The organism is Pseudomonas sp. XWY-1, assembly GCF_002953115.1.
Taxonomy (GTDB): domain Bacteria; phylum Pseudomonadota; class Gammaproteobacteria; order Pseudomonadales; family Pseudomonadaceae; genus Aquipseudomonas; species Aquipseudomonas alloputida.
In genome coordinates this window covers 1952641-1976475 of record NZ_CP026332.1, presented here as the reverse complement: position 1 = coordinate 1976475, position 23835 = coordinate 1952641, and the positions used below count along the sequence as shown (strand labels likewise).

At 62.5% G+C, this 23835-nt stretch carries 20 protein-coding genes and 1 tRNA gene; 6 read left to right on the top strand and 15 right to left on the bottom strand.

Annotated elements, in window-relative coordinates; all coding sequences use genetic code 11:
- The first annotated feature begins 15 nt into the window (after positions 1-15).
- A complete protein-coding gene (gene istB / locus PRJ_RS09305; RefSeq protein ID WP_034000379.1) occupies positions 16-771 on the top strand; it encodes an IS21-like element ISPre4 family helper ATPase IstB in 756 nt (251 codons plus the stop codon).
- 241 nt (positions 772-1012) lie between these two features.
- Here the strand turns inward: istB and PRJ_RS09295 are convergent, their stop codons facing one another.
- From PRJ_RS09295 to PRJ_RS09280, 4 genes are read right to left on the bottom strand one after another with little or no spacing between them, the layout of a single operon-like run.
- Positions 1013-2710: a sigma 54-interacting transcriptional regulator gene (locus PRJ_RS09295; RefSeq protein WP_158682549.1), complete on the bottom strand. Its 1698-nt coding sequence runs from the start codon at positions 2708-2710 to the stop codon at positions 1013-1015.
- A gap of 26 nt (positions 2711-2736) precedes the next feature.
- Positions 2737-4311, bottom strand: coding sequence for a phosphatidylserine/phosphatidylglycerophosphate/cardiolipin synthase family protein (locus tag PRJ_RS09290; RefSeq protein ID WP_104961158.1), 1575 nt, complete (start codon positions 4309-4311; stop codon positions 2737-2739).
- Positions 4308-5738, bottom strand: a complete 1431-nt coding sequence (locus tag PRJ_RS09285) for a hypothetical protein (protein WP_158682548.1) — start codon at positions 5736-5738, stop codon at positions 4308-4310. The genes PRJ_RS09290 and PRJ_RS09285 overlap by 4 nt, the downstream gene beginning before the upstream one ends.
- Positions 5708-8509, bottom strand: coding sequence for an AAA domain-containing protein (locus PRJ_RS09280; protein WP_104961156.1), 2802 nt, complete (start codon positions 8507-8509; stop codon positions 5708-5710). Before PRJ_RS09280 ends, PRJ_RS09285 begins: the two co-directional genes overlap by 31 nt.
- 309 nt (positions 8510-8818) lie before the next feature.
- Here PRJ_RS09280 and PRJ_RS09275 point away from each other — a divergent pair, with 309 nt between their 5' ends.
- The 3 genes from PRJ_RS09275 (at position 8819) to PRJ_RS29820 (ending at position 10105) form a co-directional block, all read left to right on the top strand.
- Entirely contained in the window at positions 8819-9097 is a 279-nt protein-coding gene (locus tag PRJ_RS09275) for a hypothetical protein (protein ID WP_104961155.1), read from the top strand.
- A 21-nt stretch (positions 9098-9118) separates the two neighbouring features.
- Positions 9119-9622, top strand: a complete 504-nt coding sequence (locus tag PRJ_RS09270) for a hypothetical protein (RefSeq protein WP_104961154.1) — start codon at positions 9119-9121, stop codon at positions 9620-9622.
- A 93-nt stretch (positions 9623-9715) separates the two neighbouring features.
- Positions 9716-10105, top strand: a complete 390-nt coding sequence (locus PRJ_RS29820; RefSeq protein WP_158682547.1) for a hypothetical protein — start codon at positions 9716-9718, stop codon at positions 10103-10105.
- Between the two features lie 67 nt (positions 10106-10172).
- On the opposite strand, the gene PRJ_RS09265 is transcribed toward PRJ_RS29820, so the two are convergent.
- The 8 genes from PRJ_RS09265 to PRJ_RS09230 form a co-directional block, all read right to left on the bottom strand.
- Entirely contained in the window at positions 10173-11975 is a 1803-nt protein-coding gene (locus PRJ_RS09265; protein ID WP_104961153.1) for an integrase arm-type DNA-binding domain-containing protein, read from the bottom strand.
- A 221-nt stretch (positions 11976-12196) separates the two neighbouring features.
- Positions 12197-12272, bottom strand: a tRNA-Gly gene (locus PRJ_RS09260).
- 63 nt (positions 12273-12335) lie between these two features.
- A complete protein-coding gene (gene pgsA / locus PRJ_RS09255; RefSeq protein WP_010954882.1) occupies positions 12336-12896 on the bottom strand; it encodes a CDP-diacylglycerol--glycerol-3-phosphate 3-phosphatidyltransferase in 561 nt (186 codons plus the stop codon).
- Between the two features lie 33 nt (positions 12897-12929).
- Positions 12930-14753 (bottom strand): excinuclease ABC subunit UvrC, encoded by a 1824-nt coding sequence (gene uvrC, locus PRJ_RS09250; RefSeq protein ID WP_064493178.1) that lies wholly within the window; start codon positions 14751-14753, stop codon positions 12930-12932.
- Between the two features lie 6 nt (positions 14754-14759).
- Positions 14760-15398: a UvrY/SirA/GacA family response regulator transcription factor gene (gene uvrY, locus PRJ_RS09245; RefSeq protein WP_003251380.1), complete on the bottom strand. Its 639-nt coding sequence runs from the start codon at positions 15396-15398 to the stop codon at positions 14760-14762.
- A 63-nt stretch (positions 15399-15461) separates the two neighbouring features.
- Positions 15462-15851, bottom strand: a complete 390-nt coding sequence (locus tag PRJ_RS09240; protein WP_020192472.1) for a helix-turn-helix domain-containing protein — start codon at positions 15849-15851, stop codon at positions 15462-15464.
- Between the two features lie 107 nt (positions 15852-15958).
- On the bottom strand, positions 15959-16402 hold the full coding sequence (locus tag PRJ_RS09235) for a GNAT family N-acetyltransferase (protein ID WP_104887834.1): 444 nt from the start codon (positions 16400-16402) through the stop codon (positions 15959-15961).
- Positions 16403-16412: 10 nt separating this feature from the next.
- Positions 16413-16799 carry a DUF488 domain-containing protein gene (locus tag PRJ_RS09230; protein WP_104886387.1) on the bottom strand — a complete coding sequence of 129 codons (387 nt, stop codon included), beginning with the start codon at positions 16797-16799 and terminating at the stop codon, positions 16413-16415.
- 128 nt (positions 16800-16927) lie between these two features.
- On the opposite strand from PRJ_RS09230, the gene PRJ_RS09225 reads away from it, so the two are divergent.
- A complete protein-coding gene (locus PRJ_RS09225; protein WP_104961152.1) occupies positions 16928-18544 on the top strand; it encodes an inorganic phosphate transporter in 1617 nt (538 codons plus the stop codon).
- A 1273-nt stretch (positions 18545-19817) separates the two neighbouring features.
- On the opposite strand, the gene PRJ_RS09215 is transcribed toward PRJ_RS09225, so the two are convergent.
- From PRJ_RS09215 to PRJ_RS09205, 3 genes are all read right to left on the bottom strand, one after another.
- Positions 19818-20513: a glutathione S-transferase N-terminal domain-containing protein gene (locus PRJ_RS09215; protein WP_010954888.1), complete on the bottom strand. Its 696-nt coding sequence runs from the start codon at positions 20511-20513 to the stop codon at positions 19818-19820.
- Positions 20514-20600: 87 nt separating this feature from the next.
- Positions 20601-21098, bottom strand: a complete 498-nt coding sequence (locus PRJ_RS09210; protein ID WP_003251394.1) for a PaaI family thioesterase — start codon at positions 21096-21098, stop codon at positions 20601-20603.
- Positions 21099-21155: 57 nt separating this feature from the next.
- Positions 21156-22538, bottom strand: a complete 1383-nt coding sequence (locus PRJ_RS09205; RefSeq protein ID WP_010954889.1) for an amino acid permease — start codon at positions 22536-22538, stop codon at positions 21156-21158.
- 255 nt (positions 22539-22793) lie between these two features.
- On the opposite strand from PRJ_RS09205, the gene gcvA reads away from it, so the two are divergent.
- Complete coding sequence (gene gcvA, locus PRJ_RS09200) at positions 22794-23690, top strand: transcriptional regulator GcvA (protein WP_003251398.1); 897 nt, start codon at positions 22794-22796, stop codon at positions 23688-23690.
- Positions 23691-23835: the final 145 nt, after the last annotated feature.

Genomic DNA, 23835 nt, shown 5'->3' with positions numbered 1-23835 from the left:
AAAAGGAGCACCAAAATGCTGCCCAACCCGACACTCGACAAGCTGCAAACCCTGCGCCTGCACGGCATGATCAAGGCGCTGAGCGAGCAACACGCCACGCCCGATATCAATGATCTGAGCTTCGACGAACGCCTCGGCCTGATGGTCGACCGCGAGCTGACCGAACGTGAAAACACGCGTCTGAGCAGCCGCCTGAAACTGGCACGACTGCGCCATAACGCCTGCCTGGAAGACATCGATTACCGCAGCCCACGCGGCCTGGACAAGTCCCTGATCCTGCAACTGGGCAGCGGCCAATGGCTGCGCGACGGCCTGAACCTGATCATCGGCGGCCCAACGGGCGTAGGCAAAACCTGGCTCGCCTGCGCGCTGGCTCACAAGGCCTGCCGCGACGGTTACAGCGTGCGCTACCTGCGCTTGCCGCGCTTGATGGAGGAGCTGGGCCTGGCTCACGGCGACGGCCGTTTCGCCAAACTCATGGCCGGCTATGCCAAGACCGACCTGCTGATCCTGGACGACTGGGGCTTGGCGCCGTTTACCGCTGCGCAGCGGCGCGACATGCTTGAACTGCTGGACGACCGCTACGGCAACCGCTCGACGCTGGTCACCAGCCAGATGCCGGTGGACAAATGGCATGCGCTGATCGGCGACCCGACCTTGGGCGATGCGATCCTCGACCGGCTGGTGCACAACGCTTATCGGATCGAACTGAAGGGCGAATCGATGCGCAGACGCGCAACGAAATTGACGGCGACAGAGACTTCAGACTAACAATGCAAACCTGCGTCGCTGCGCTCCGACTGCCTGTCCAAGTGGACGTGGATCAGGTGTCCAAGTGAGCATGGAACGAGTGTCCAAATGATCGTGGGCTGAGTGTCCAAGTGTCGTGGAATCCGCAACCGCGTTCATGTAGTCGATCGCGTCCGCATGGCTGATTGGGGCGGGCTTGACTTCCACTATGCGTGAAGCCCCCCCCATGGCTGCTGCGAGCGCGAAAATCCTCTACGAGCACTCAGCCTTGTCTGATGTCCTTAATCTTGCCATTGAAGGTCCGGGGATTCATACGCAGTAGCTCGGCGGCCTTGGTGCCACTGCCAGCGACTTTCTGGGCAGCTACGAGCAGCCGCCGCTCCCATATCTCCACTAGGTCCGAGCCTGACAGGCTCTTATCCTTATCCCGCGCTTCGCGCATGTAGCTGGCGCAGCGGGAAATGGTGGGCAGCTCATCCTCCAGCGACGCCGGCAATGCGGCGCTGTGCTCCTCCTCGAACTGCTCTTCGCGTCTCAGGGTCTCCAACTCCAGATTGACCAGCTCAGGGCCTATGGACAGCAGGCGCCCGGTTTGCAACCCGCCCACCAGCAGCCGGCGCGCGAGCCGTTCCAGGTCCCGGTAATTGCCGTCGAGCCGCATGGACCGGAGTGCGCGTGCGATTAGGGGTTGGTGCGGACGGAATTGTTCGACGTAGTCCCTGGCCAGCGACGTTTTCGCCCTGTCCTGCCCGAGCGCCCGCTCAGGGAAAAGCTCCGCCAGCTCAGCACAGGCCCGGTGCACGACGGATTTCCAGATGTCTTCCAGGTCTGCGGGGCAGTCGCGCAAGTCCGGCAACTCGATGACCAGTTCCGAGATGCGGTCTAGGAAGTCCGGCGCCAGGACCTCCCGCAGCACGCTGCGCGATTTGTTGGTGGCGGCAATCAACCGGAATTTGGCCTCAATGCTGTCCTTGCCGCCGATCTGGCGGAACATCCCTTTGCGCTGCAGTGCGAGCAGCAGCATGCCCTGCGCCTGCTGGTCCATCCAGTGGATCTCGTCCAGAAATACGCAGTCACCGTCGGCCTGCTGCAGCAAGCCGACGCTTGCTTGGCTGGCCGTGCTGTGGGCCCCCTTGACGTATCCGAACAGGCTGCTGCGCAACATGGTCGGGTCGCCGCGGAATTCGGCGCAGTTCAGGTGGTGATGCCATTCCTTTTTCGTCGTCACCTTCCAGTCGAGGTAGCTCCGACGCAGGCTTTCGGCAATATGGGTCTTGCCGGAACCGCGGTTACCGATGATCAGCACCGGGAAAGGCACGCTGCCGTAGCGCTGCACCAACTCGGCGACCTTGCGCAGGCTGGGCGTTCGGGCCTTGGCGATGCTCCACGTTTCATCGTTCTCGGGGTCGTCGTCGCGCCTGCCCAGTTCGGCGAGCAGGTTCCATGACACCTCCTCCAGCACCTGTCCGGCTTGACGGTGCTTGCGTGGGATGCCCTGATATGCACGGACGTTGTCGCCGACGATCCGGGCCTGCAGCGCCAGTAGCATCACTGTCTGCGCCGCGGGCGTGCCGGGACTGAGATTTACGACGATCTGCGCCTTCGGATGCTTGCGCCGGATCTCCGCCAGCGTCGGTGCGGTGAAGCGGAATAACTCCTGATGGTTGGTCGGGGCTTCGTCTGTGTACCAATAGACCGGCTCCACTTCGGGGCCGCCCTGCGCCTTGATCTCCTGCATTAGCGCGTTGGCCACCTCCTCCTCGGACGGGTGGAAGTCCCGCCCGCCTGCCTCGGGCGCACTCAGCTTGCGCACCAGCAGGTAGTGCTTGTCGATCCGCGCCCTTACCGGCGATTCCTCGTTCAGCAGGAACTCCAGCGTCGGGCCGGCCTCGTGCTGGTTGTCGAGAAGCCTGTAGTGGCCGTCCTTTTCGCGGCTGTAGGGGTCGTTGTTGAACGACACCCAAGACACGCTGACTCTTCCATGGCTCATGGTCTTTGCCTTTTCTTATTGCGTGCGGGTTGCTGCGCGGATGGGAGCGGAGACACGCGTATCTTCAGCGTGCTGTTGGCCAGCCAGCCCTTGCTGCGGGCGACGCTGTTGCCGCCGCCGTTGGCCTGCTGCAGGCTCTGCACGTCGATGCGGCGCCTGGCGGCATCCACCTTGATGTGCATCACCAGACCGTCTGCGCTGCGCAGCAGTTGCTGGCCTGGCGCTTCCATCAGCTCAACGGCATGGCGTGCCAGGGAGCCCATTAGCGGCCCGGTGGCCGTCTTCGGCGGCAGCCAGAGCTCCCAGTCGCCGGGCAAGGGCGTCGGAAAGCCGGCTTCGGCCAGTTGGCGTACCGACGGCGTGTTCAATGCCACGTCGGTGCGGCGCCGCATGACGTTGCGGGTCCACCGGCCAACGGCCGCTGCCACGCCCGGGTCTTCCACCACCACGCCAACCTCGATGCCTTCATCCCAGCCATGCCTGGCGTCCAGGTTGCCGGTCCACAGCAGCACGACCTGATCGTCCGCAACGATGGACTTGGTGTGCGTGCGGCGGTGGCCATGGATGCGCACCTGCTCCGGCGCCAGCCCGAGCAGCCAGGCCAGGCTGGCCCGCTGGGCCTCGATGTGGTTGCGCGGCTGCACTAGCAGGTCGATGCCGACGCCGCGCGCCAGCGCGCGCTGCAGCGCCCTCCCCACCGGGTGATCCTCCATCCCCATGAAGCTGTAGGTGGCGATCGTCAGGTGGCCGCGGGCGCGGTCGATGACTTGCACCGCGGCCTCCAGCAGCGAGGTTTCATGGTTGCGCAGCGTGGTCACTGCGCGGCTGTCACCGTCGCTTGCCAGGGCGTGCCACGGCAGGCTGGGCCGCGCCGGCAGCGAATGCACGTCCAGGTTGGCACCGGGCAGGGATTCGAGGGTGGTCAACTGCTGCCAGATGTGGGCGAACAGGCGACCGAACTCGCGCGCGGCCAGCGGCTGGTGCAGGGCCAACCCGTCTTCCGGATTGATTTCGTAGGCTTCCTTGGTCGAATTGGCGGAGGTGACGATGGCGCAGGCGTCGTCGACCACGCAGAACTTGGCGTGGCAATCCTCGGCGCTGCGCAGCCAGGCGCCGGCGCGGGCCAGCCGGCGCAGGTGCTCGTCGTGGCGCTGGGCTCGTTCCCGCTGTTTGGCGGTCTGCGCGTCGACCTCGTCGTCCAGCTCCAGCACCTCCGCCCGCAGGTGCTTGCCCAGCGCCGTCAGGATGTATACGCCACCTTGCAGGCGCTCCGCCGCTTCGCACAAGGCCTGCACGATGTCCCCGTCGGCAAACAGAAAGCTACAGAACAGCACCTTGCGGCTGGCCCCCCGGATTTGCGCGATCAGCAGGTCGCGGATGTGCGCGGACTGGCTGAGATCGTCGGTGGAGACGTGCACGATGTCCCCGTGCCCCGTGTCCTGCACCTGGTAACCGACGCCCGACGACGGCGACTTGTCGCGCATGAACAGCACGCCCGGCACGCGCTGCCGGCCCAGCTGGATCGTGGGTGCGCCGGTCGCTGGCGGGGTGGGCCTGATGTCGTCGGTCATGCCGTTTGCTCCTCGGCTGCGTAGGGAGAGACCAGGTCGTGCTCCAGGCGGCGCATGCACAGCGCCGCGCGCAACCCCACCTGGGGCCACAGGTTCACCGCCGCTTCGTCGGCAGACGGCAGGCCGTGGTCGCGGCCCCAGTAGGCGGCCAGGCTGGCCGCCACTGCCGCGCAGGTGGCGTCGAAGTCGCGCCGCAACGCGGCGTCGCTTCGCGACAGGAAGGCGTAGAAGGCCTGGCGTGCTGCCTCGCCATCAGCCGGCATCGCATGGACGCGCAAGCCTGCGTGCCACGAATCAAGCCGCGCCCGCAGCAGGGTGTCGCAGGGCCGGTCGACCTCGCCGAGCATGTGGATCATCTGGTCGCTGTCGCAGGGCACCTCATACGCGCCGTCGCCCCGAAGCGGGGTGTCGGCCGGCAGCGGCAGCTCGCTGTGGACAGCCGCCAACAGTCCGGCCGGATGCCGCGCCTGGGCATCGATGAGTTGGGCAGCATCGATCTGTGGACAGGCTCGCGCCTGCCCGCCGTACCGCAGGAAGGCGCGCCAGCGCAGTTCGTCGGGCACGGCGTGAAACGCCGCCATCACCAGCGTCGCGGTCTGCGGTTGGTGTTGTCCGTCGACGCGGCGGCTGAGGCGCCGCACCTCCCACTGCGAACCCGGCACGATACGCACCAGCTGGCCGCTTAGGCCGGCCACGCCAGTGCCTATGCCGCAGGCCGCCATGCGCTGGTCGTCCGGCAGGGACAGGCTGCTGTCCAGCGTGCGCAACGACGGCGGCACCTCCTGCGGCGGCAGCGATGGCTGGCGATGGCGCGCCGTGTGGCGTTGCTGCCTGTCATCTTCGACCCTGATGAACAGCAGCGGCTCGGCCAGGAACACCAGCCTGGCCTTGTGCACGCGCCGCTGTGGAATGGCGCCGCGTTCAAGCGCCATGTGGCCCAGGTCGCTCAACCGGCACAGTGGCGAGTCCGACGCACGCGAGGCACGCAGCTTGCGCGCCCGCGTCGACGCCGTTGGCGGCACCGACGAGGTGGTACCAAACAGGCTGGACATCAGGAGATGCATGGCGAACGACAGCAGGCCCTCATCGGCCTGGGCCGGCTCGGCGCCGTCCTGCTGCAGCAGCTGGTCGCCCAGCAGGCGGTGGACGATGGCTTCCGAGACCGTGTCGCCCAGGCCCAGGTATTCATCGACCAGCACCGGCGAGATTCGCCCCAGCGCACTCGCCAGCGCAAGCACTGCCCAGTCCGCCGAGCGGAGCTCACTCTCCTGCATGCATTCCAGCGCCGCGAACTCGACTTCGAATAGCTCCAGCTCCCGCGCCAAGATCGCTGTGGGGTTGTCCTTGACGCCGGCCTGGTACAGCGCCGCCGCAATTGCTTGAAGGTCAGGCGCGCTCATGGCTGGCCTCCCAGGGCGCGGCCCCATTTCTTCTTCTGCTCGCAGCCCTCGTACAGCTGCACCAGCAGGTCGCCGGGATCGCGTCGGCGGCCGCCCTCCTGGCCGGCCAGCGTGGTGGAGTCGCCGATCACGATGCGCTTGTGGCGCGCGCGCGTGACCGCCACGTTCAGGCGGTTGAGGTTGTCGACATGGCCGCGGCGGCCCTTCGGATTGCTGCGCGTGGTGCACAGGATGACCAGGTCTTTTTCGCGCCCCTGGAAGCGGTCGACGATGCTGACGTGGATGTCGATGGGCGCATGGTTCGCGGCCGGGCGGCGCCATTCCCGGCGCCATGGGTCGCTACCGCTGCGCAGGCGGCGGAAGATGGCCTCGCGCATCTGGCGCGCCTGCTCCAGGTAAAAGCAGACGACGCCGATCTCGAACGGCGCATCGGGACCGCGCCCATGCTCGCGCGGGTCGCCGCGCCAGCTCTGGACGGCCCAGGCGGCGCAGGTTTCCACCAGTTCGAGTGCCACGTCGATTTCGAGCGGATTGGTGTAACTACCACCCTGCCAATCCGTGTTGCGCGGATATTCATAGCGCCTGTCGCCCGGCTGGTATGCGGTGTCCAGCCAGATCGACGGGGCCTGCAGGCCAGGGATGTCCAAGCCCAGTTGATGAGTGTCGGGCGCCGAGGGGTAGTCACGGCCGTAGACCTGCTCTGACGAAAACTCCGCGAGCGCCGGCGCCATGCGGTGCTGGTAGTTGAGCTTGACGACCCGGCTGTCCGGTAACTTGGTCAGATGCTCGAACACGCTGGGCAGCGCCAGCTTCTGCAGTTCCAGCATCTCGGCGCCAAGGCGCAGCGCGGCGTTCCACTGGCCGTGATCGGGGCCGGATGCATCGTTGCGCTTAGGCTGGTTGCGCCACTTTTCCGGATTGGCGCCGAGCAGCACCAGTTCATCGCGCTGCGCGTCGTCGATGCCGAAGGGGTCGCACAGCGCCTCCACCAGTTGCCGCCAAGCTTTTTCCAGGCGTTCGGGATCGGGGTGCATGCGGTTGTCGAAGTGCTGCCGCAGTTGGCTGCTCACTTCTCGTATCCACTCGGGTTTGGGCTCAGTGAAACCGGCTCGCTTCGCGCGTTCCGAGGCCACCGCTTCGAGCTCGCCGAGGTCGACGTACGGGGGCAGTTGGCGATGGTCGCCAACCAATATCCACTTGCGCGCGCGCGCCGCCGGGACGAGGAAATCAGTGATGGTCGCCTTGCTGGCCTCGTCCATGATCATGACGTCGAACACCGCCTCCACGTCACGGAACTCGGGCGCCATGGCGATACCGATGGGGGTCGCGCACAGCAGGTTGGCGTTGAGCAGCAGCATGGCGCCGATTGCATCGTCGTCCTTGATGCGCTTGGCCCACTCGCGCTGCACCCGGGCCACGGGATCCTGGGCCAGTTCGTCGTCGCCTGCTGCGTCGCGGATCTCTTTCGACAACTGGCCTGCCAGGTCGCGGCAACGGTTGCCCAGCAGGAAGCGGTGGGCTTGTGCTTCGACGTTTTTCTCGGAGCCCAGCCGGATCGCGGTGACGCCGGGGCGGGCACCCACGCGCTCCAGCACATTGTCCAGCGCCACGTGGGTCGGCGCCACCAGTAGGATGCGCTTACCGGCCTTGACGAGCTCCTCGACGATGCCGCAGATGACGGTGGTTTTGCCGGTGCCCGGCGGCCCCTGGATGAGGGCGATGTCGGGCGTCTTCAGCGCCAGCTCCCGGGCCTGCAGTTGGCGCACCGTCTGCGCGTCGCCGGGAGGCAGGCTGGGCTGCGGCACGTGCTGGAGCCCGTTGGGGCGCGTGAGCGCTTCCAGCAGGCGGCCATAGGCTTCATCCGTGCCCATGGCCATGGCATCGAGCGCTTCGCGCATGCGCTTGAAGGCATCGTCGCCGGGCTTGACGCGCAATTCACCTTGCGCCAGCAACTCTTCGCCGTTGTCGACGAAGGTGGTCGTCAGCACTTCGCCGTCATCGGAGATGTCGTCGAAGGTGAGCGTGCGCACTCTGCCCTTGCTAGTTGGGACCTCAATCCGGGTGCCCGGACGGATAAAGGCACGCGGCCACTCGTCCGCCTCCAGTTTGCGCAGTCTGACCGGCGCACGGTCGACCAGCGTGTAGCTTGCGCGCGGCGCTGATGATTCGGCGTGGTTGCGCAGCGCTTCTAAGTAGCGGCGCACATTGCTGATGAAGATGCCGTCCTTCTCGGACTCGCGCTCAGCATCGCGCGGATTGATGCAGGCCCGCAAACGGGTCTGCGCCGCCACCATCCGGCAAAAGCCGGCAAGATCAAAACCATGCCGATTACCGGCACCGAAGCGGGCCACCAGTAGGCGCGCAACCGGCGGCGGTCTCAGGCGGAAGGCGGAGAAAACGCGCAGGCTCAGGCCATCGCGCGCGGGGCTGCAGGCAAACGCGATGCGGCTGGTGGCGAGCACCACGCAGAAATTGTCCTCGGGCAACCGGCCTTCGCTGGCCTGGATCAGCACGGGACTGGCGGGTTCGCCAAGGTCCGGCGCCTTGAATTTGCCGTCGGGGCCTTTGACCTGGAACCAGGTCCAGACATCGCGGTGGTTGAACTCCTCCACGACAGCGGCGAAATCCAGCGCCGGATCTATTTTCTGGATGAGCTGAGGCAGCTTGTCAGAGCAGTTGAGGGGAATGGTGTCGTGCACGCGCAACGTGCCGGACAGGCCGAGCCGTGTCTGGCCGGCAATACGGGGCAGGTGGAGTTCCAGGCGCTCTGCCAGCCGAGCAATGCGTTGAATCAACATAACCGGAATCGCTTTCCTTCAGATGTGCGGTAGGCATCAATGAGCAATCGGTGCGCCATGAAATTTTAATCGAAAAATCAATAGCTTACGTACGAAATCGTCAGAGCTCGGGAATTTTTAAGCCAGACTCGAGTGTATTTCCTCTCGAACCCCCAGTTGAGCATAAATTTTCTCGAAATTAGCTGTTTTTTTCTTAAAACAACTGACGCGGTCCACTAATAATCTCCAAGCCACTGATTTTATTGATTAAATTTTCTGGCACGTATTTTTCTATAGGTTGGACACCACTATCTGAAATGAGGCGTGCAGATGAACATCACCCACCACGGAAAGCTTCGGCAGCAACAGCGCGGCATTCCATCCGTCATCGTCGAACTGGTTCTGACATACGGCAGCCGCGAATACGACAACCGGGGCGGCGTCACGAAATATCTGGACCGCCGCAGCCGCAAAGCAATCGAGCAGGACAAGGGGCGTGAGTTCGTGAAGCGCTACAGCAATCAGATGAACGTCTATGTCGTGCAAAGCGCCATCGACGGCCGCGTGATCACTTGTGGCCACCGCCACACCCGCATCAACCGCCACTGAACAAACCCACCAACAGAAATCATGGACACCAAGAACCGCCAAAAGAAGTGCCTCCCTCAGGGCGCTGAAACCGCGCATCTGGCGCAACGCCTGGGAGCGAACGGCCAGGCCGACATTGCCGAACTGAAGAAGCTGACCGGCCGCATCGAGGCCATCAACGCAAGCAAGGCAGCGATGTCGCTGGACAACCGCGCTGGCTTCATCTTCGAAGAGGTGCACGCTGGCACGTTCAACGCGGCGGCGCGCAAGGCCGGCGATCTCAAGACGACAGCATTGACCGGCGGCTTTGCGGGCGATCAGCGCGTCGACATCCGCGTCGTACGGGGCGATAAGATCGTCGCCGAGGCCCAGGCTAAATGCTGTGGCAGCGCGACCTCCAGCGCCAAGCCGAAGTACGCAGGCACCCAGCGCATCGTGCCCAACAACCAAGCGCCGGCCGTTCGCAACATGCTTTCCAAGTCAACCAAGGCAAAGGCGACGTCGCACAACCCCCGTATGCACGAGCTGGGTGTAAATCGCCAGTAAGCAGCCGCCAAGGTAACGAACAAGCTGAAAGCGGCCGGGCACGAGAGCCAGGCGGCCACTCACGAGCAAGCGCAGAAATTGGCATCGGGCGACATGCCCAGCATCACCCGCACGATCGCCGTGGATACCTTGAAATCGGCAGCGACCAACGCCGCAGAGTCAGGCCTTGCCGTCAGTACGACGATCAGTGCAGTAACCAGCTTGGCGAAGATGGGCAACGGTCAAATTTCTGTCAAGGAGGCTGCGAAAGCAGAGGTGGCAGATGGCGCCACCGGCGCTGCACTCCGCGCTACGACCGCTGTGGCTGCTGAAAGCGTCAAGGAGATTGCAAAACGTGCCCTGTCGCCGCAAGACAGATGTCGGCAATTACAACTCGAAAGGCGGTATCTCGCCAATTGCTGCCCTCCGCAAATGAACGCTCAGGGTCGGTTTCAGGTATTCCGTAGAAGCCGCTTCTGGCCGATAGTTGCCCCTCGTGAATGACCACTTTGGGTCGAAAGCTGCCATTCCCGACAGACCACTTATCGACCCTTTGCGGCGATTTTCGCGCCTAGCGCATGGAAGTCAGAAGGCTCACTAGCTCTTCAAAATTATCATGAGTAACAGCATTGCACGGAGCATTTCCGCGCAGCTTTCCATTAGGGTTGCTCAGCATGCGATAGACATCCCAGGTTTCTATTGCTGGGAGTGCTTCGAATACTGAAAGCACCAGCTTGAGCTTCAACGGATCAAGCTGCCATTCCGGAATCCGCTGCCCTCGATTCCCAAGACTGACTGAGAGCAACCTCCGAGCCTTGATATCCCGGTTGAGCTGATCTCGAGATTTGCCTGCCAACCGAGCAAACGTGGGGAGTGGAAGATTACCTGGCGCTTCAAATGCGGCAAGCATCTCAGCGCGCTCTTTTTGGATGTCAGAGACTTCGCTGCCGCCAATCTCGGGCCGCGACTGGACAGCCGACTGCCTATACAATTTGGCAACATACCGCGCCGCTTTCGGCTCAGGTTGTGGGAGCACATTGTGCAGTGGAACTACAAACTGTGTGGCGTCAGGCCGCGCCGGAAGGGATGCCGTGCCTTCCAGGCGTATCGTTAGAGGTGCACTTGCTGCCTGTACATGCCCTTGGGCGCAGAGATCAAGTCGATTCGCCCAGTCCTGCATCATTGCCCGGCGCTGCTCAACGTACTCGGCGTGGTTGTAGGAAGCGCTGACTTTGTCGGGGTCGGCGTGTGACAGTTGTGCGTCAACCCATGCTTTCGGGTAGCCGATCTCGTTGAGGGCCGTTGAGATGGTAGCTCGCATGCCGTGCCCGGTGAGTCTGTCAGCAAAGCCCATACGCCGCAGCGCATTATTCAAAGTATTCTCGCTGATGCGTTTGCTCAAGTCGCTTCGATGGGTAAGCAAATGCCGCTGCGCGGGCACTACACGCTCAAGCAGCAGATTCACCACTTCGATCGCCTGGACTGACAACGGAACGATGTATGGCGGCACCTTGGAGACGCTGCTACGGCTCTTGCGCATCTTGAGCTGCAACTGCTTGACCACCTCCGGCGGAATGATCCACAGCCCACGCTCCAAGTCGAATTGATCAGGCGTCGCCAAACGCAGCTCACCAGTACGGACACCAGTGAGTAACAGAAGCCAAATTCCCAATAGGGTCTGCTGACCGCCGTGATAAGTGCGGAGTTTGCTTAACAGCGGGGGCAGCTCAGCCATTCGCAGGAAAGGATTATGCTCCACTGGAGGCTTCGGCATCGCCACAACGTCCAGATCGGACGCAGGGTTGTGCTCCAGGCCAGCGATGCGCACCAGCGCATAACGAAACAGCTGATTCAGCCAGGTCCTGCACTTTTCCGCCGTGGTAAATGCACCGCGAGACTCGATACGATCCAGCACCTCCATGAGCACATGTCGGGTGATGTCATGGATTGACCGGTCGCCGATGTGGGGCAGTATATCTTTGGCGAAGATGCGCAGCATCTGTGACAACGTGCTCTGTCGCCCCTCTTTGAGACTCAAGCGGCGGAAGGCGATCCACTGATTGAATACGGTCTCGAAGGCATGATCACTGGAGAGACGAATTGCTTGGCGTTGCTGCTTGCGTTGCTCACAGGGATTGGTGCCTTGAGCAATCAGCGCTCGCGCTTCATCGCGCCGTGTACGCGCATCGCGAAGGCCGACCTGAGGGTAGCTGCCAAACGACATGCGCTTCTGCCGGCCGGCCCAGTAGTAGCGGAAATGCCAGATCTTCCCGCCCTGCGCCGTGACGTTGAGGAACAAGCCGTCGCTATCAGCGAGCGTGTAGTCCTTGCCGGTGACTCGGGCATGCCGAATCCCCATCTCCGAGAGTGCCATAGTGACCTCCTGAACCTGTCAGAGGCCAAATGCTCGTCTCGTACTCCACCTAGCTCTACCGGAAAAGCGAATTGGGCGATTTCCAATTCTGGACTCAATCCTGGACTTAAAGTGTCCGGATACTGCCGGTTTTCGGTGGCTTCCGCCGGAACGAAAAAAGGGCCCGAAGGCCCTTTTTTCAACGACTTACAGACTTCCGTGGAACTCTGTAGATCTATAACTGGAGCGGGAAACGAGACTCGAACTCGCGACCCCGACCTTGGCAAGGTCGTGCTCTACCAACTGAGCTATTCCCGCGTCGTGATGGGTGCCATTCTAGCGATTTCTAAAACAGCGTCAACCCCTTGATTCAAAAAACTTTTATTTTTTTTCCGAGCCTTCGCGCAGGTGCGGCCAGGCGGCCAGCAGGTAGTGCACCATCGACCACAGCGTCAGCCCCGCTGCCACCAGGAGCAGCCCGTAGCCCAGAATCACCCAGAAGGTCACCACCGGCGGGTTGCCCAGCAGGATCACCAGCGCCAGCATCTGCGCCGCAGTCTTCCACTTACCGAGGTTGGACACCGCCACATGCGCCCGCGCCCCTAGCTCAGCCATCCACTCGCGCAGCGCAGACACCACGATCTCGCGGCCGATGATCACCGCGGCGGGCAGGGTCAGCCAGAAGTTGGCGTGGGTCTGCACCAGCAGCACCAGGGCCACTGCCACCATCAGCTTGTCGGCCACCGGGTCGAGGAAGGCGCCGAACGGCGTGCTCTGCTGCAGTCGACGCGCCAGGTAGCCGTCCAGCCAATCGGTGGCGGCGGCAACGGCGAATACGCTGCTGGCGGCCATGTAACTCCACTGATAGGGCATGTAGAACAGCAGAATGAAGCACGGAATGAGCAGGACGCGTAGAACGGTGAGCAGGTTTGGAATATTCATCGGTACGACTGGCTGCAAGTTGAGCCCGGCATTCTACTCGCTATGCAGGCTGGCATAAATCGACTCGGCAAGCTTTTTACTGATGCCGGGGGCTTTGGCGATTTCATCGATACTGGCGCGGTTGAGCTCCTGCAGGCCGCCGAAATGTTTCAGCAGGTCGCGGCGGCGCTTGGGCCCTACCCCGGCCACATCTTCAAGGCTGGAGACTCGACGGGCCTTGCCACGGCGGGCGCGGTGGCCGGTGATAGCGAAGCGGTGGGCTTCGTCGCGGATCTGTTGGATCAGGTGCAACGCCGATGAATCGCCCTTGAGGGTGAATTCGTGATGCACATCGTTCAGGTACAGGGTTTCGAAACCCGCCTTGCGTGTGACGCCCTTGGCCACACCCAACAGGGTGAGGTCGGTGAAGCCCAGCTCCTGCATCACATCGCGGGCCATGTTCAGCTGGCCCTTGCCGCCGTCCACCAGCAGCACATCGGGCAGCTTGCCCTCGCCGTCCTTGATGCGCCCATAGCGGCGGGTCAGGGCCTGATGCATGGCCGCGTAATCGTCACCTGCGGTGACGCCTTCGATGTTGAAGCGGCGGTAGTCGGACTTGATCGGCCCTTCGGGGCCGAACACCACGCAACTGGCCACGGTAGCTTCACCACTGGAGTGGCTGATGTCGTAGCATTCCAGGCGTTGCGGCACTTCATCCAGGCCCAGCACTTCGGCCAGGGCTTCGAAGCGCGCAGCCATGTGCTGGCGGTTGGCCAGGCGGGCATTCAGCGCCTGCTCGGCATTGGTCACGGCCAGTTGCTGCCAGCGGGCGCGGGTGCCACGCACCCGGTGGCTGATGGTCAGTTCGCGGCCACGCAGCGTGTGCAGCGCTTCGGTGATGGCGTTGAAATCTTCGTGAACAACATTGACGATCAACTCGCCGGGCAGTTCGCGCTCTGCGTTGCCCAGATAGTACTGGGACAGGAATGCGGCCATGACCTCGGCCACCTCCTCCTCGATGCCCACCTGCGGGAAGAAGTTCTTGCTGCCCAGTACCCGCCCGCCGCGCACGCTGATCAGGTGCACACAGGCACCACCCGGGTTGACGAAGGCGGCGATGACGTCGACATCGCCGCTGCCGCCCTCGATGTACTGTTGGTCCTGCACGCGGCGCAACAAGGCGATCTGGTCACGCAGCTCGGCGGCTTTTTCGAAATCAAGCGCCATGGCGGCCTTTTCCATCTCGGCGTTCAACTCATTGCCCAGTTGCTGGCTACGCCCTTCCAGAAACATCACCGAATGGCGCACGTCTTCTGCGTATTCCTCGGCAGTCACCAGGTCGGTGCAGGGCCCTTTGCAGCGTTTTATCTGGTACTGCAGGCATGGCCGGGTGCGGTTGGCGTAGTAGCTGTCTTCGCACTGACGCACAGAAAAAGCCTTTTGCAGCAGGCTGAGGCTTTCGCGAATGGCCCCGGCGCTGGGGTACGGGCCAAAGTAACGGCCCTTGGCCTTTTTCGCCCCACGGTGAATGCCCAGGCGCGGGAACTCGCCATCGGACAGAAACACGTAGGGGTAGGACTTATCGTCGCGCAGCAGGATGTTGTAAGGCGGCCGCCACTCCTTGATCAGGTTCTGCTCCAGCAGCAACGCCTCGGTTTCGTTGGCGGTGATGGTGGTTTCAACCTGGGCGATGCGCGCAACCAGTGCGGCGGTCTTGGGCGCAAGGCCAGTCTTGCGGAAATAGCTGGCCAAGCGCTTCTTCAGGTTCTTGGCCTTGCCCACGTAAAGCAGCCGGGCTTCGCCGTCGAACATCCGGTAAACGCCCGGGCGACCGCTGCAGGTCGCCAGGAATGCGCTGGCATCAAAGACTTGGGACATGAGGTTTTACAGGCTTGCGTCAACCATACCGTGGCGAACGGCCAGCAAGGTCAATTCGACGTCGCTGGTGACCGAGAGTTTTTCAAAGATCCGATAACGGTAAGTATTGACGGTCTTGGGCGAGAGGCACAACTTGTCGGAGATGATCTGCACTTTCTGGCAGCCGACGATCATCAGGGCAATCTGGATTTCCCGTTCGGACAACGCGTCGAACGGAGACCCCTGCGGCTGGAACGGTTTCAGCGCCAACTGCTGGGCGATCTGCGGGCTGATATAGCGCTGGCCGGCAAAGGCCAGACGAATGGCCTGGACCATTTCGTCAAGGCCTGCACCCTTGGTCAGGTAGCCGGCAGCGCCGGCCTGCAACAAGCGTGTGGGGAACGGGTCTTCCTCGCACACCGTCACCGCCACTACCTTGATGTCAGGGTGGCTGCGCAGCAGTTTGCGGGTGGCCTCCAGGCCGCCGATGCCGGGCATTTTCACATCCATCAGCACAACGTCCGGTTTCAGCTCCCGGGCCAGCTTCAGTGCCGACTCGCCCGAGTCTCCCTCACCCACCACCTGCAGGCCGTCGATGTCGGCCAACATCCGTGTAATACCGGTTCGTACCAGATCGTGATCATCGACCACTAAGACCCTAATCAAGCACACACCTCGTCAGCAGGGCGATTGGATCCCGCCACCTTAACAAAATTTTTCACGGTGGGCCTAACGCATTGCTTCCTTCAGAAACGACTGACGTTCGACAGTAAGCGGCCGCACTATTTGCCGGGGCTTGGCGTCGTTGGCCAACCGCCCCAAAAGGTGCAAGAGCGCCGCCTGATCATCCGACCGCAATTTCCGAAAAGCCCCCAGCAAACCGGACTCATCCGTGTTCAAACCTTCGAGCGCTGCCGGGGTACGCAGGCCGCTGAGGACATACAACGCATCCACGCCCCGGGTCGCCAATGCCGCCAGGTAATCTAGCCGCGGCGTGCGTTCACCGCTTTCGTACTTACCCTGAGCGTTGGGCTCGACCCCACCGATATCGCCAAATACACGCTGGGTCATACCCAGCCGCTCACGCTCTTCCCGCAGCCGCATACCGATTCCGTTCATAGGGGCTTCTCCTTTTCCCTTATCTCCTCAAGTACGGCCTGCCCGCCTGCAGGCAGCCGTAAAGGTGTGGATCCACTATGCCCATGCTCTGCGGTCGCGACAAGCCATCATTTAGCTACTATGTTGATATCTCGCTGCATCCGTACAAAGCATTCGTCTTCACCCATTTCGACGAAGCCATGACGCTGGTACAGCAGGCGGGCCGGGTTGCTGCGAAACACCATCAGCCGCAACAGGGGAAGGCGCCGCTGCCTGGCCCACAGCGCCAGTTCTTCCAGCACCCAGCTACCGACCCCTCGCCCACGGTGCTCAGGCAACAGGTGCAACTCGCGGATGAACAGCGCCTGGCGGTCCTGGCTGAGGCTGCAAAAACCCAACAGCGTGTCGCCTTCTATCACCAGCCACTGCTCGCGCCAGCCCCAGGCCGCATCGAAGGCGTCCTCGATCCACAGCAGGTCGAATTCACGGTAGTAGGGCAACATGGCGCGGCGCGTAAGGTCGCGGGCGAAGGTGCAGTGGATGTCTTGGGCGGGAATCAACTGTAAGGGCATCGCATCGCACTCATTGGGCATAACAAACTGGCGAACTGCCAGGGCCACTCCTGTCCAGTTCGTTTTCCAACCAGTCGGCCAGCACCCGGGCATTGTTGTGCTCGCTGTCCTTGCCGGCATACAGCAATGTCAGCGTCCCCTTCCTGGCCATGTCCAGCAGCGGATACCAGTGTTCGGGGTGGGCCGCCAGCGCTTGCTGGTAACGCTGGGTAAAACCGGCGAAATCCACGTCCCCCTGGTGGAACGCCTTACGCAATTCATTCGAAGGTGCCACTTCGCGCAACCACTGACCATGGAGGTCTTCCTTGCGTTTGTTGCGCGGCCACAGCCGGTCGACCAGTACACGCTGGCCATCTTCATCTCCAACCGCATCATAGACACGCTTGCAGCGAATCATGGGCGTCTCCTGCCATTACCGTCTGTCTTGAGCCTAGATAATTCATTGACCGAGGTCACGGCCGGGTTACGAATTGTTTCTATGCTCAAGGCCTTCGGCATCATCGCCCAACGCCAACCGGAGCCCCCATGGCAACCCCGTCAGTGGCCAGCAGCCCACTACTGGCCCAACACGACGCCCGCCCGCAGCTCTCCCACAAGCCTGGGCGTGCCACCTTAACGTTGTTCTTCAGCCTGCTGCTGGCGGGTATCGCCTACACCGCCTGGAGCCTCAAGCAGGATGTGACCGCAAGCGGTACGGTCATCACCACGGCCACACCGTTCCTTCTGCTGGGCCTGGCGCTGCTGATTGCCCTGGGCTTCGAGTTCGTCAACGGCTTCCACGACACCGCCAACGCGGTAGCCACCGTGATATACACCCATTCGTTGCCGGCGCCGGTCGCAGTGGTGTGGTCTGGGCTGTGCAACTTCCTGGGCGTGCTTTTTTCCAGTGGCGCGGTGGCCTTCGGCATCATCGCATTACTACCGGTAGAACTGATTCTACAGGTGGGTTCTTCGGCCGGCTTCGCCATGGTCTTCGCCCTGCTGCTGGCGGCGATCATCTGGAACCTTGGCACTTGGTGGCTGGGCCTGCCGGCATCGTCCTCGCACACCCTGATCGGCTCGATCATAGGCGTGGGCGTGGCCAATGCGCTGATGCATGGGCGTGACGGCACCAGCGGCGTGGACTGGGCCCAGGCCAGCAAGGTGGGTTATGCCCTGCTGTTCTCACCGCTGATTGGTTTTGCTTGCGCAGCCCTATTGCTGCTGGCCCTGCGCGCGCTGGTCAAACGCAAGGCGCTGTACCAGGCACCGGAAGGCCAGACACCTCCACCGTGGTGGATCCGCAGCCTACTGATTCTGACCTGCACCGGGGTCTCTTTTGCCCACGGCTCCAACGATGGCCAGAAAGGCATGGGCCTGATCATGCTGATTCTGGTCGGCACCCTGCCGATGGCTTATGCGCTGAACAAGACCATGCCCAACGGGCAGGCCCTGCAGTTTTCCGCTGTCGCCGAGGTGACCCGCCAGGCACTGGTACGCAGCGACCCGCAAGCGGCCCCGGCTGACCCGCGCCAGGTACTGACCCTGTTCATTGCCGAGCCCAAGGCCAGCCCGCACCTGGTACCGGCATTGGCGGCGCTGACCGGGATGATCGGCGAAGAGGTCAAAGGCTATGGCTCGCTCAAGCGCATACCGGCTGAAGCCATGGCCAACGTGCGCAATGACATGTACCTGACCAGTGAAGCCATCCGCCTCATGGAGAAAAACCACCTGGTGACATTCGATGCCGACACACGCAGCCAAGTGCAGTTGTTCAAGGCCCAGCTGGACGACGCCACCCGCTATATTCCGTTGTGGGTGAAGGTGGCTGTAGCCATCGCGCTGGGGCTGGGGACCATGGTTGGCTGGCGACGTATTGTGGTCACGGTTGGCGAGAAGATCGGCAAGACCCACCTCAGCTATGCCCAAGGCGCATCGGCCGAAGTGGTGGCGATGTGCACCATTGGCGCGGCGGATATGTTCGGGCTGCCGGTGTCGACCACGCATGTGCTGAGTTCGGGGGTGGCCGGCGCCATGGTCGCCAATGGGTCGGGGATTCAGAAACGCACTTTGTTCAATCTGCTGATGGCCTGGGTGCTGACCCTGCCAGCGGCAATGCTATTGGCTGGCGGCCTGTACTGGCTGCTGAACCACATCTTCTGAACCCGTACGCCGTCGGGTGTAATCGATGGACTCGCCCAATCTCCGGCATGTGTCCACCACCTTGGTAGGAGCGGGTTTACCCACGAATACGGTAGCCGCGGCAACCGTGAACGGCGGGTGGAGATTGGCCAGCAGGCCCGGCCCTTTCGCGGGTAAACCCGCTCTACGGGCGGCCTGAGTCCGACCCCAGATGCGTGTCCACCACCGATCTGCGTAGGAGCGGGTTTACCCGCGAATACGGGTAGCCGCGGCAACCGTGAACGGCGGGTGGAGGATTGGCCAGCAGGGCCCGGCCCTTCCGCGGGTGAACCCGCTCCTACGACGACCTGAGTCCGACCCTAGATGGCGTGTCCACCACCGATCTGCGTAGGAGCGGGTTTACCCGCGAATACGGGAGCGGCGGCCAACGGTGAATGGCAGGTGGAGATTGGCCAGCAGGCCCGGCCCTTTCGCGGGTAAACCCGCTCCTACGGGCGGCCTGAGTCCGACCCTAGATGCGTGTCCACCACCGATCTGCGTAGGAGCGGGTTTACCCGCGAAATACGGTAGCCGCGGCAACCGTGAACGGCGGGTGGAGATTGGCCAGCAGGTCCGGCCCTTTCGCGGGTGAACCCGCTCCTACGGGCGACCTGAGTCCGACCCAGATGCGTGTCCACCACCGATCTGCGTAGGAGCGGGTTTACCGCGAAGACGGTAGCCGCGGCAACGTGAACGGCGGGTGGAGATTGGCCAGCAGGCCCGGCCCTTTCGCGGGTAAACCCGCTCCTACGGGCGACCTGAGTCCGACCCCAGTGCGTGTCCACCACCGATCTGCGTAGGAGCGGGTTTACCCGCGAATACGGTAGCCGCGGCAACCGTGAACGGCGGTGGAGATTGGCCAAGCAGGCCCGGCCCTTTCGCGGGTGAACCCGCTCCTACGACGACCTGAGTCCGACCCTAGATGCGTGTCCACCACCGATCTGCGTAGGAGCGGGTTTACCCGCGAATACGGTAGCGGCGACAAACGTGAACGACGGGGTGGAGATTGCCAGCAGGCCCGGCCTTTCGCGGGTAAACCCGCTCCTACGGGCGACCTGAGTCCGACCCTAGATGCGTGTCCACCACCGATCTGCGTAGGAGCGGGTTTACCCGCGAATACGGTAGCCGCGGCAACCGTGAACGGCGGGTGGAGATTGGCCAACAGGCCCGGCCCTTTCGCGGGTGAACCCGCTCCTACGGGCGACCGGCAGGCGTTTCGAAGTTTGCGCAAGGCTGTTGTCCCCGCACAGGTTGATCAGCCCGGGATTTTCAGGCCACGCTGCACGGCTGGCCGTTCCAGGAAATTCGCCAGTACGCGCTGCACTTCCTTGAACTGGTCGAAGCCCACCAGGTCACGGGCGTTGTAGCGCTCCACCAGGTTACGCACCCAAGGGAAGATGGCGATGTCGGCGATGCTGTATTCCTCAGCCATCCACTGCCGACCTTTCAAATGCCGATCCAGCACGCCCAGCAGCCGCTTGGACTCGTTGACATAGCGGTCGCGCGGGCGCTTGTCTTCATATTCCTTGCCAGCAAAGAAATGGAAGAACCCGACCTGGCCGAACATCGGCCCGATGCCGCCCATCTGGAACATCAGCCACTGCAGGGTCTGGTAGCGCTGGGCGGGGTCCTGGCTGAGCAGCTGGCCGCTCTTCTCCGCCAGGTACTGCAAGATCGCCCCCGATTCGAACAGCGCCAGCGGCTGACCGCCCGGCCCGTTCGGGTCGAGGATGGCGGGGATCTTGTTGTTCGCGCTGAGCGAGATGAACTCGGGGCTCAATTGGTCGTCATTGTCGAAGCTGACCTTGTGCGCCTCGTAAGCCAAGCCGATCTCTTCGAGCATGATCGACACCTTCACCCCGTTGGGCGTCGGCAACGAGTACAACTGCAGGCGTTCGGGATGTTTGGCGGGCCATTTGCGGGTAATGGGGAAAGCACTGAGTTCGGTCATGATCAACCTTGCCAAGGGAATGAACCTGTCACTCTAGAGACATCCCCAGCCGCTGACCATCACCGACCACTCATCAGCGTTGGCAGCTCAGGCCTGGCCGTGGGCCTTGAGCTTGAGCTTTTCGGTATCGACGCGGACAAACACGGAGTCGGCGGTCACAGTCAGTACATCCTCTGCCCAGACTTCGCAGATTACCCGGCTCTTGCGCCCCACTTCGCCTTCGACACGCGCCTTGAGCAACAGCTCGACGCCCATCGGCGTAGGTTTCAGGTAGGTCAGGTTGAGCGTGCCGGTAACGCAATCGATACGCGGCAGGCTGCCCGGCTCTCGGCCTTCGTTACGGTAGTGGTAGGCCATCGCCGTCCAGTTGGAGTGGCAGTCGACCAGCATCGCCAGCAGGCCACCATAAACCAAGCCAGGCCAGCCAATGAAGGTGCTGTCGGGCGAGTGCCGGCACACCAGGTGAACACCGTCGGCGTCCCAGTGGCTTTGCAGGTGCAGGCCGCTGGGGTGGGAACAGCCGCAGCCATAGCAAGTACCCTCAGGGGCCGCGAGGGCTTGAAGGGAAAGTGTGTGATCAGTCATACGCTTCCTGTGCTTGTTGGAATGGGGGCGCGCAACGCCCCCATTAAAGCAGAAACATCAGGCCGTCTGGGCAACCATCTTCGCACGCCGCTGGGTCAGCGAAACCAGCAGGATGAACGCGGTCACCCCGGCAGTCATCAGCGTTTCGTAGCGGTAGGCATCGCTGAACAGCATGTAGCCCAGCACCATGACGATGGTGCCGATCACCAGCCAGGTCAGCCATGGGAACAGCCACATCTTCAGTTCCAGCGGACGCCCTTCACGCTCGGCACGGGCACGCATGCGCAGTTGCGACACGGCGATGACCAGGTACACCAGCAAGGCGATGGCGCCGGTGGTCGACAGCAGGAAGCCAAACACCTTGCCCGGGAACACATAGTTGACGAAGCAGCCAGCGAAGCCCGCCAGGGTGGAGAAGATCACTGCCACGGTCGGCACGCCGGAACCGGAGATGCGCTTGGTCACGCTCAGCGCCTGACCACGCGCGCCCAGCGAATAGAGCATGCGCGATGCCGTGTAGAGCCCCGAGTTCATGCAACTTGTCACCGCCACCAGCACCACCAGGTCAACCAGCAACTTGGCGCCCGGCACGTTCAGTACTTCCAGTACACGCTGGAACGACCCTACCGCTTTGAGCCCGGGGTCGTTCCAGGCCACCAGCGACACCACCAGGAAGATCGACGCCAGGTAGAAGATGGCGATGCGGTACACCACCAGGTTGGTGGCGCGGCGAATCTTGTCTTTCGGGTTGGCGGTCTCGTCAGCCGCGATGGTGACAATTTCGGCACCGAAGAACGAGAAGATGGTGATCAGCACGCCCCCAAGCACCGTCCCGAACCCATTGGGCATGAAACCACCGCTGTCCCACAGCCGGCTCACCCCGGATACCTCTGCCAGCGGCCAGAAGCCGAACACCGCCAAGGTGCAGACCCCGATGAAGCCAATGATCGCGACCACCTTGACCAGCGCGAACCAGTACTCGAAGGCACCGAAGTTCTTCACGCTGACCAGGTTGGTGCCCGACAGCACCAGCATGATCAGGAAAGCGAACAGCCAGGACGGCACGCCAGGGAAGTAGGCATGCAGGATGTCAGCACCGGCAATGGCTTCCACCGGAATGATCAACACCCAGAACCACCAGTACAACCAGCCAATGGTAAAGCCCGCCCAAGGCCCGATGGCCTCCGAGGCGTAGGTGGAAAAAGAGCCGCTGTTGGGGTTTGCGATGGCCATTTCACCCAGCATGCGCATCACCAGCAAGACCAGCAGGCCAGTCATGGCGTAGGAGATGAGGATGGCCGGGCCGGCGGTGGCAATGGCGTTGGAGGACCCGATGAACAGCCCGGCGCCGATGATGCCGGCAATGGAGATCATGGAAACCTGACGGGAAGTCAGGCCGTGCTGCAGTGAGCGCTGTTTCTTGTTGTCTTGCGAAGCCATGAAGAACCCTCGAATGGGTCGGCCGCAGCAAAGCGGCTGAAGGTCTGAGCAGAATTCTTATAAATTTCTGATGTGTGTTGTTGTTGTTTTGCAGATGACCGAAGCGGGTATTGACCTCCTCTTCGCATGACCGGTTGTAATCGTTGATCCAGGTCAGTATTAATCTATAGGCCGGGGTCAACAAACGACCTTTTCGAACCACATAATTCCTTTATGGAATGAACTCCTTCCTTTTTTGCTCGGTATTCGCCCGTCATGTCCAAACGCCTGATGCCTTCGACCACCGCCCTTCAGTGCTTCGAAGCGGCCGCTCGCCACCTCAGCTTCACCCGCGCGGCCCAGGAACTGCACCTGACCCAGAGCGCCGTCAGCAAGCAGGTCGCGCAGCTTGAGGACATGCTCTCGCACTCGCTGTTCCAGCGCATTCGCCGGCGCCTGCACCTGACCCCGGCCGGCGCGCTGTACCTCACCGAAGTGAACAAGATCCTCACCCAGATCGACATATCCAGTCGCTACATCCTCAGTTACGGCGACGAAACCGAAGTGCTGCGCATCGCCACCCAGCCGACCTTCGGCGCCCGCTGGCTGGTGCCCCGGCTCAAGGGTTTTGGTGACCGCTACCCACGCATTCACCTGGATGTGCGCAACGAGCTGGAGCCATTCGACCTGGTACAGGCCAAGGCGGACGTCGCCTTTTTCTTCGGCCAGGGCACCTGGCCCGGGGCGACTTGCATCGAGTTGTTCAGCGAAGAAGTGGTGCCGGTGTGCAGCCCGCAGCTGCTGGCCAGCCACCGTTTCGACAGCGCCCAGGCGCTGACTGAGCACCGCCTGTTGCAATGCGTGTCGCGGCCGGAGGCCTGGCATGAGTGGTTCCTGGGGCTTGGGTTACATAGCCAGAACAGCTACCACGGGCCGCGCTTCGACACGTTCTACCTGTGTATCCGCGCGGCCATCTCCGGCTGCGGCATAGCCCTGATTCCCCGCTATCTGGTGGCCGAAGAGCTGAGCGAAGGCAAGCTGGTGGTGGCCTGGGACCACCCTGTGGCAAGCAACGGGAGGCACTTCATTGCGCATGCCGAGCATGCGGCCGAAGTGCCCAAGATCAGGGCCTTTGTGCAGTGGATCCGGGAGCGGGTGGCTGAAGGCGATTGATTTGACCTGCCCCGGCCTCTGGTAGGAGCGGGCTTGCCCGCGAAGAGGCCGGCACAGCCAACCCAAAAAACCGCCCAGATCACGAATCCATGGAATGACCGCAATCGAATAATTCGTTTGCGGAATAACCCGCCGACACGCTTGG

Bases quoted from the DNA above. Each gene is read 5' to 3' on its own strand.
- istB (WP_034000379.1), top strand. From the start codon at position 16: ATGCTGCCCAACCCGACACTCGACAAGCTGCAAACCCTGCGCCTGCAC.
- PRJ_RS09270 (WP_104961154.1), top strand. From the start codon at position 9,119: ATGGACACCAAGAACCGCCAAAAGAAGTGCCTCCCTCAGGGCGCTGAA.
- PRJ_RS09290 (WP_104961158.1), bottom strand. From the start codon at position 4,311: ATGACCGACGACATCAGGCCCACCCCGCCAGCGACCGGCGCACCCACG.
- uvrC (WP_064493178.1), bottom strand. From the start codon at position 14,753: ATGTCCCAAGTCTTTGATGCCAGCGCATTCCTGGCGACCTGCAGCGGT.
- PRJ_RS09225 (WP_104961152.1), top strand. From the start codon at position 16,928: ATGGCAACCCCGTCAGTGGCCAGCAGCCCACTACTGGCCCAACACGAC.
- PRJ_RS09215 (WP_010954888.1), bottom strand. From the start codon at position 20,513: ATGACCGAACTCAGTGCTTTCCCCATTACCCGCAAATGGCCCGCCAAA.
- PRJ_RS09265 (WP_104961153.1), bottom strand. From the start codon at position 11,975: ATGGCACTCTCGGAGATGGGGATTCGGCATGCCCGAGTCACCGGCAAG.
- pgsA (WP_010954882.1), bottom strand. From the start codon at position 12,896: ATGAATATTCCAAACCTGCTCACCGTTCTACGCGTCCTGCTCATTCCG.
- PRJ_RS09235 (WP_104887834.1), bottom strand. From the start codon at position 16,402: ATGCCCTTACAGTTGATTCCCGCCCAAGACATCCACTGCACCTTCGCC.
- gcvA (WP_003251398.1), top strand. From the start codon at position 22,794: ATGTCCAAACGCCTGATGCCTTCGACCACCGCCCTTCAGTGCTTCGAA.
- PRJ_RS29820 (WP_158682547.1), top strand. From the start codon at position 9,716: ATGCCCAGCATCACCCGCACGATCGCCGTGGATACCTTGAAATCGGCA.
- PRJ_RS09230 (WP_104886387.1), bottom strand. From the start codon at position 16,799: ATGATTCGCTGCAAGCGTGTCTATGATGCGGTTGGAGATGAAGATGGC.
- PRJ_RS09205 (WP_010954889.1), bottom strand. From the start codon at position 22,538: ATGGCTTCGCAAGACAACAAGAAACAGCGCTCACTGCAGCACGGCCTG.
- PRJ_RS09280 (WP_104961156.1), bottom strand. From the start codon at position 8,509: ATGTTGATTCAACGCATTGCTCGGCTGGCAGAGCGCCTGGAACTCCAC.
- PRJ_RS09210 (WP_003251394.1), bottom strand. From the start codon at position 21,098: ATGACTGATCACACACTTTCCCTTCAAGCCCTCGCGGCCCCTGAGGGT.
- PRJ_RS09285 (WP_158682548.1), bottom strand. From the start codon at position 5,738: ATGGGGCCGCGCCCTGGGAGGCCAGCCATGAGCGCGCCTGACCTTCAA.
- PRJ_RS09275 (WP_104961155.1), top strand. From the start codon at position 8,819: ATGAACATCACCCACCACGGAAAGCTTCGGCAGCAACAGCGCGGCATT.
- PRJ_RS09240 (WP_020192472.1), bottom strand. From the start codon at position 15,851: ATGAACGGAATCGGTATGCGGCTGCGGGAAGAGCGTGAGCGGCTGGGT.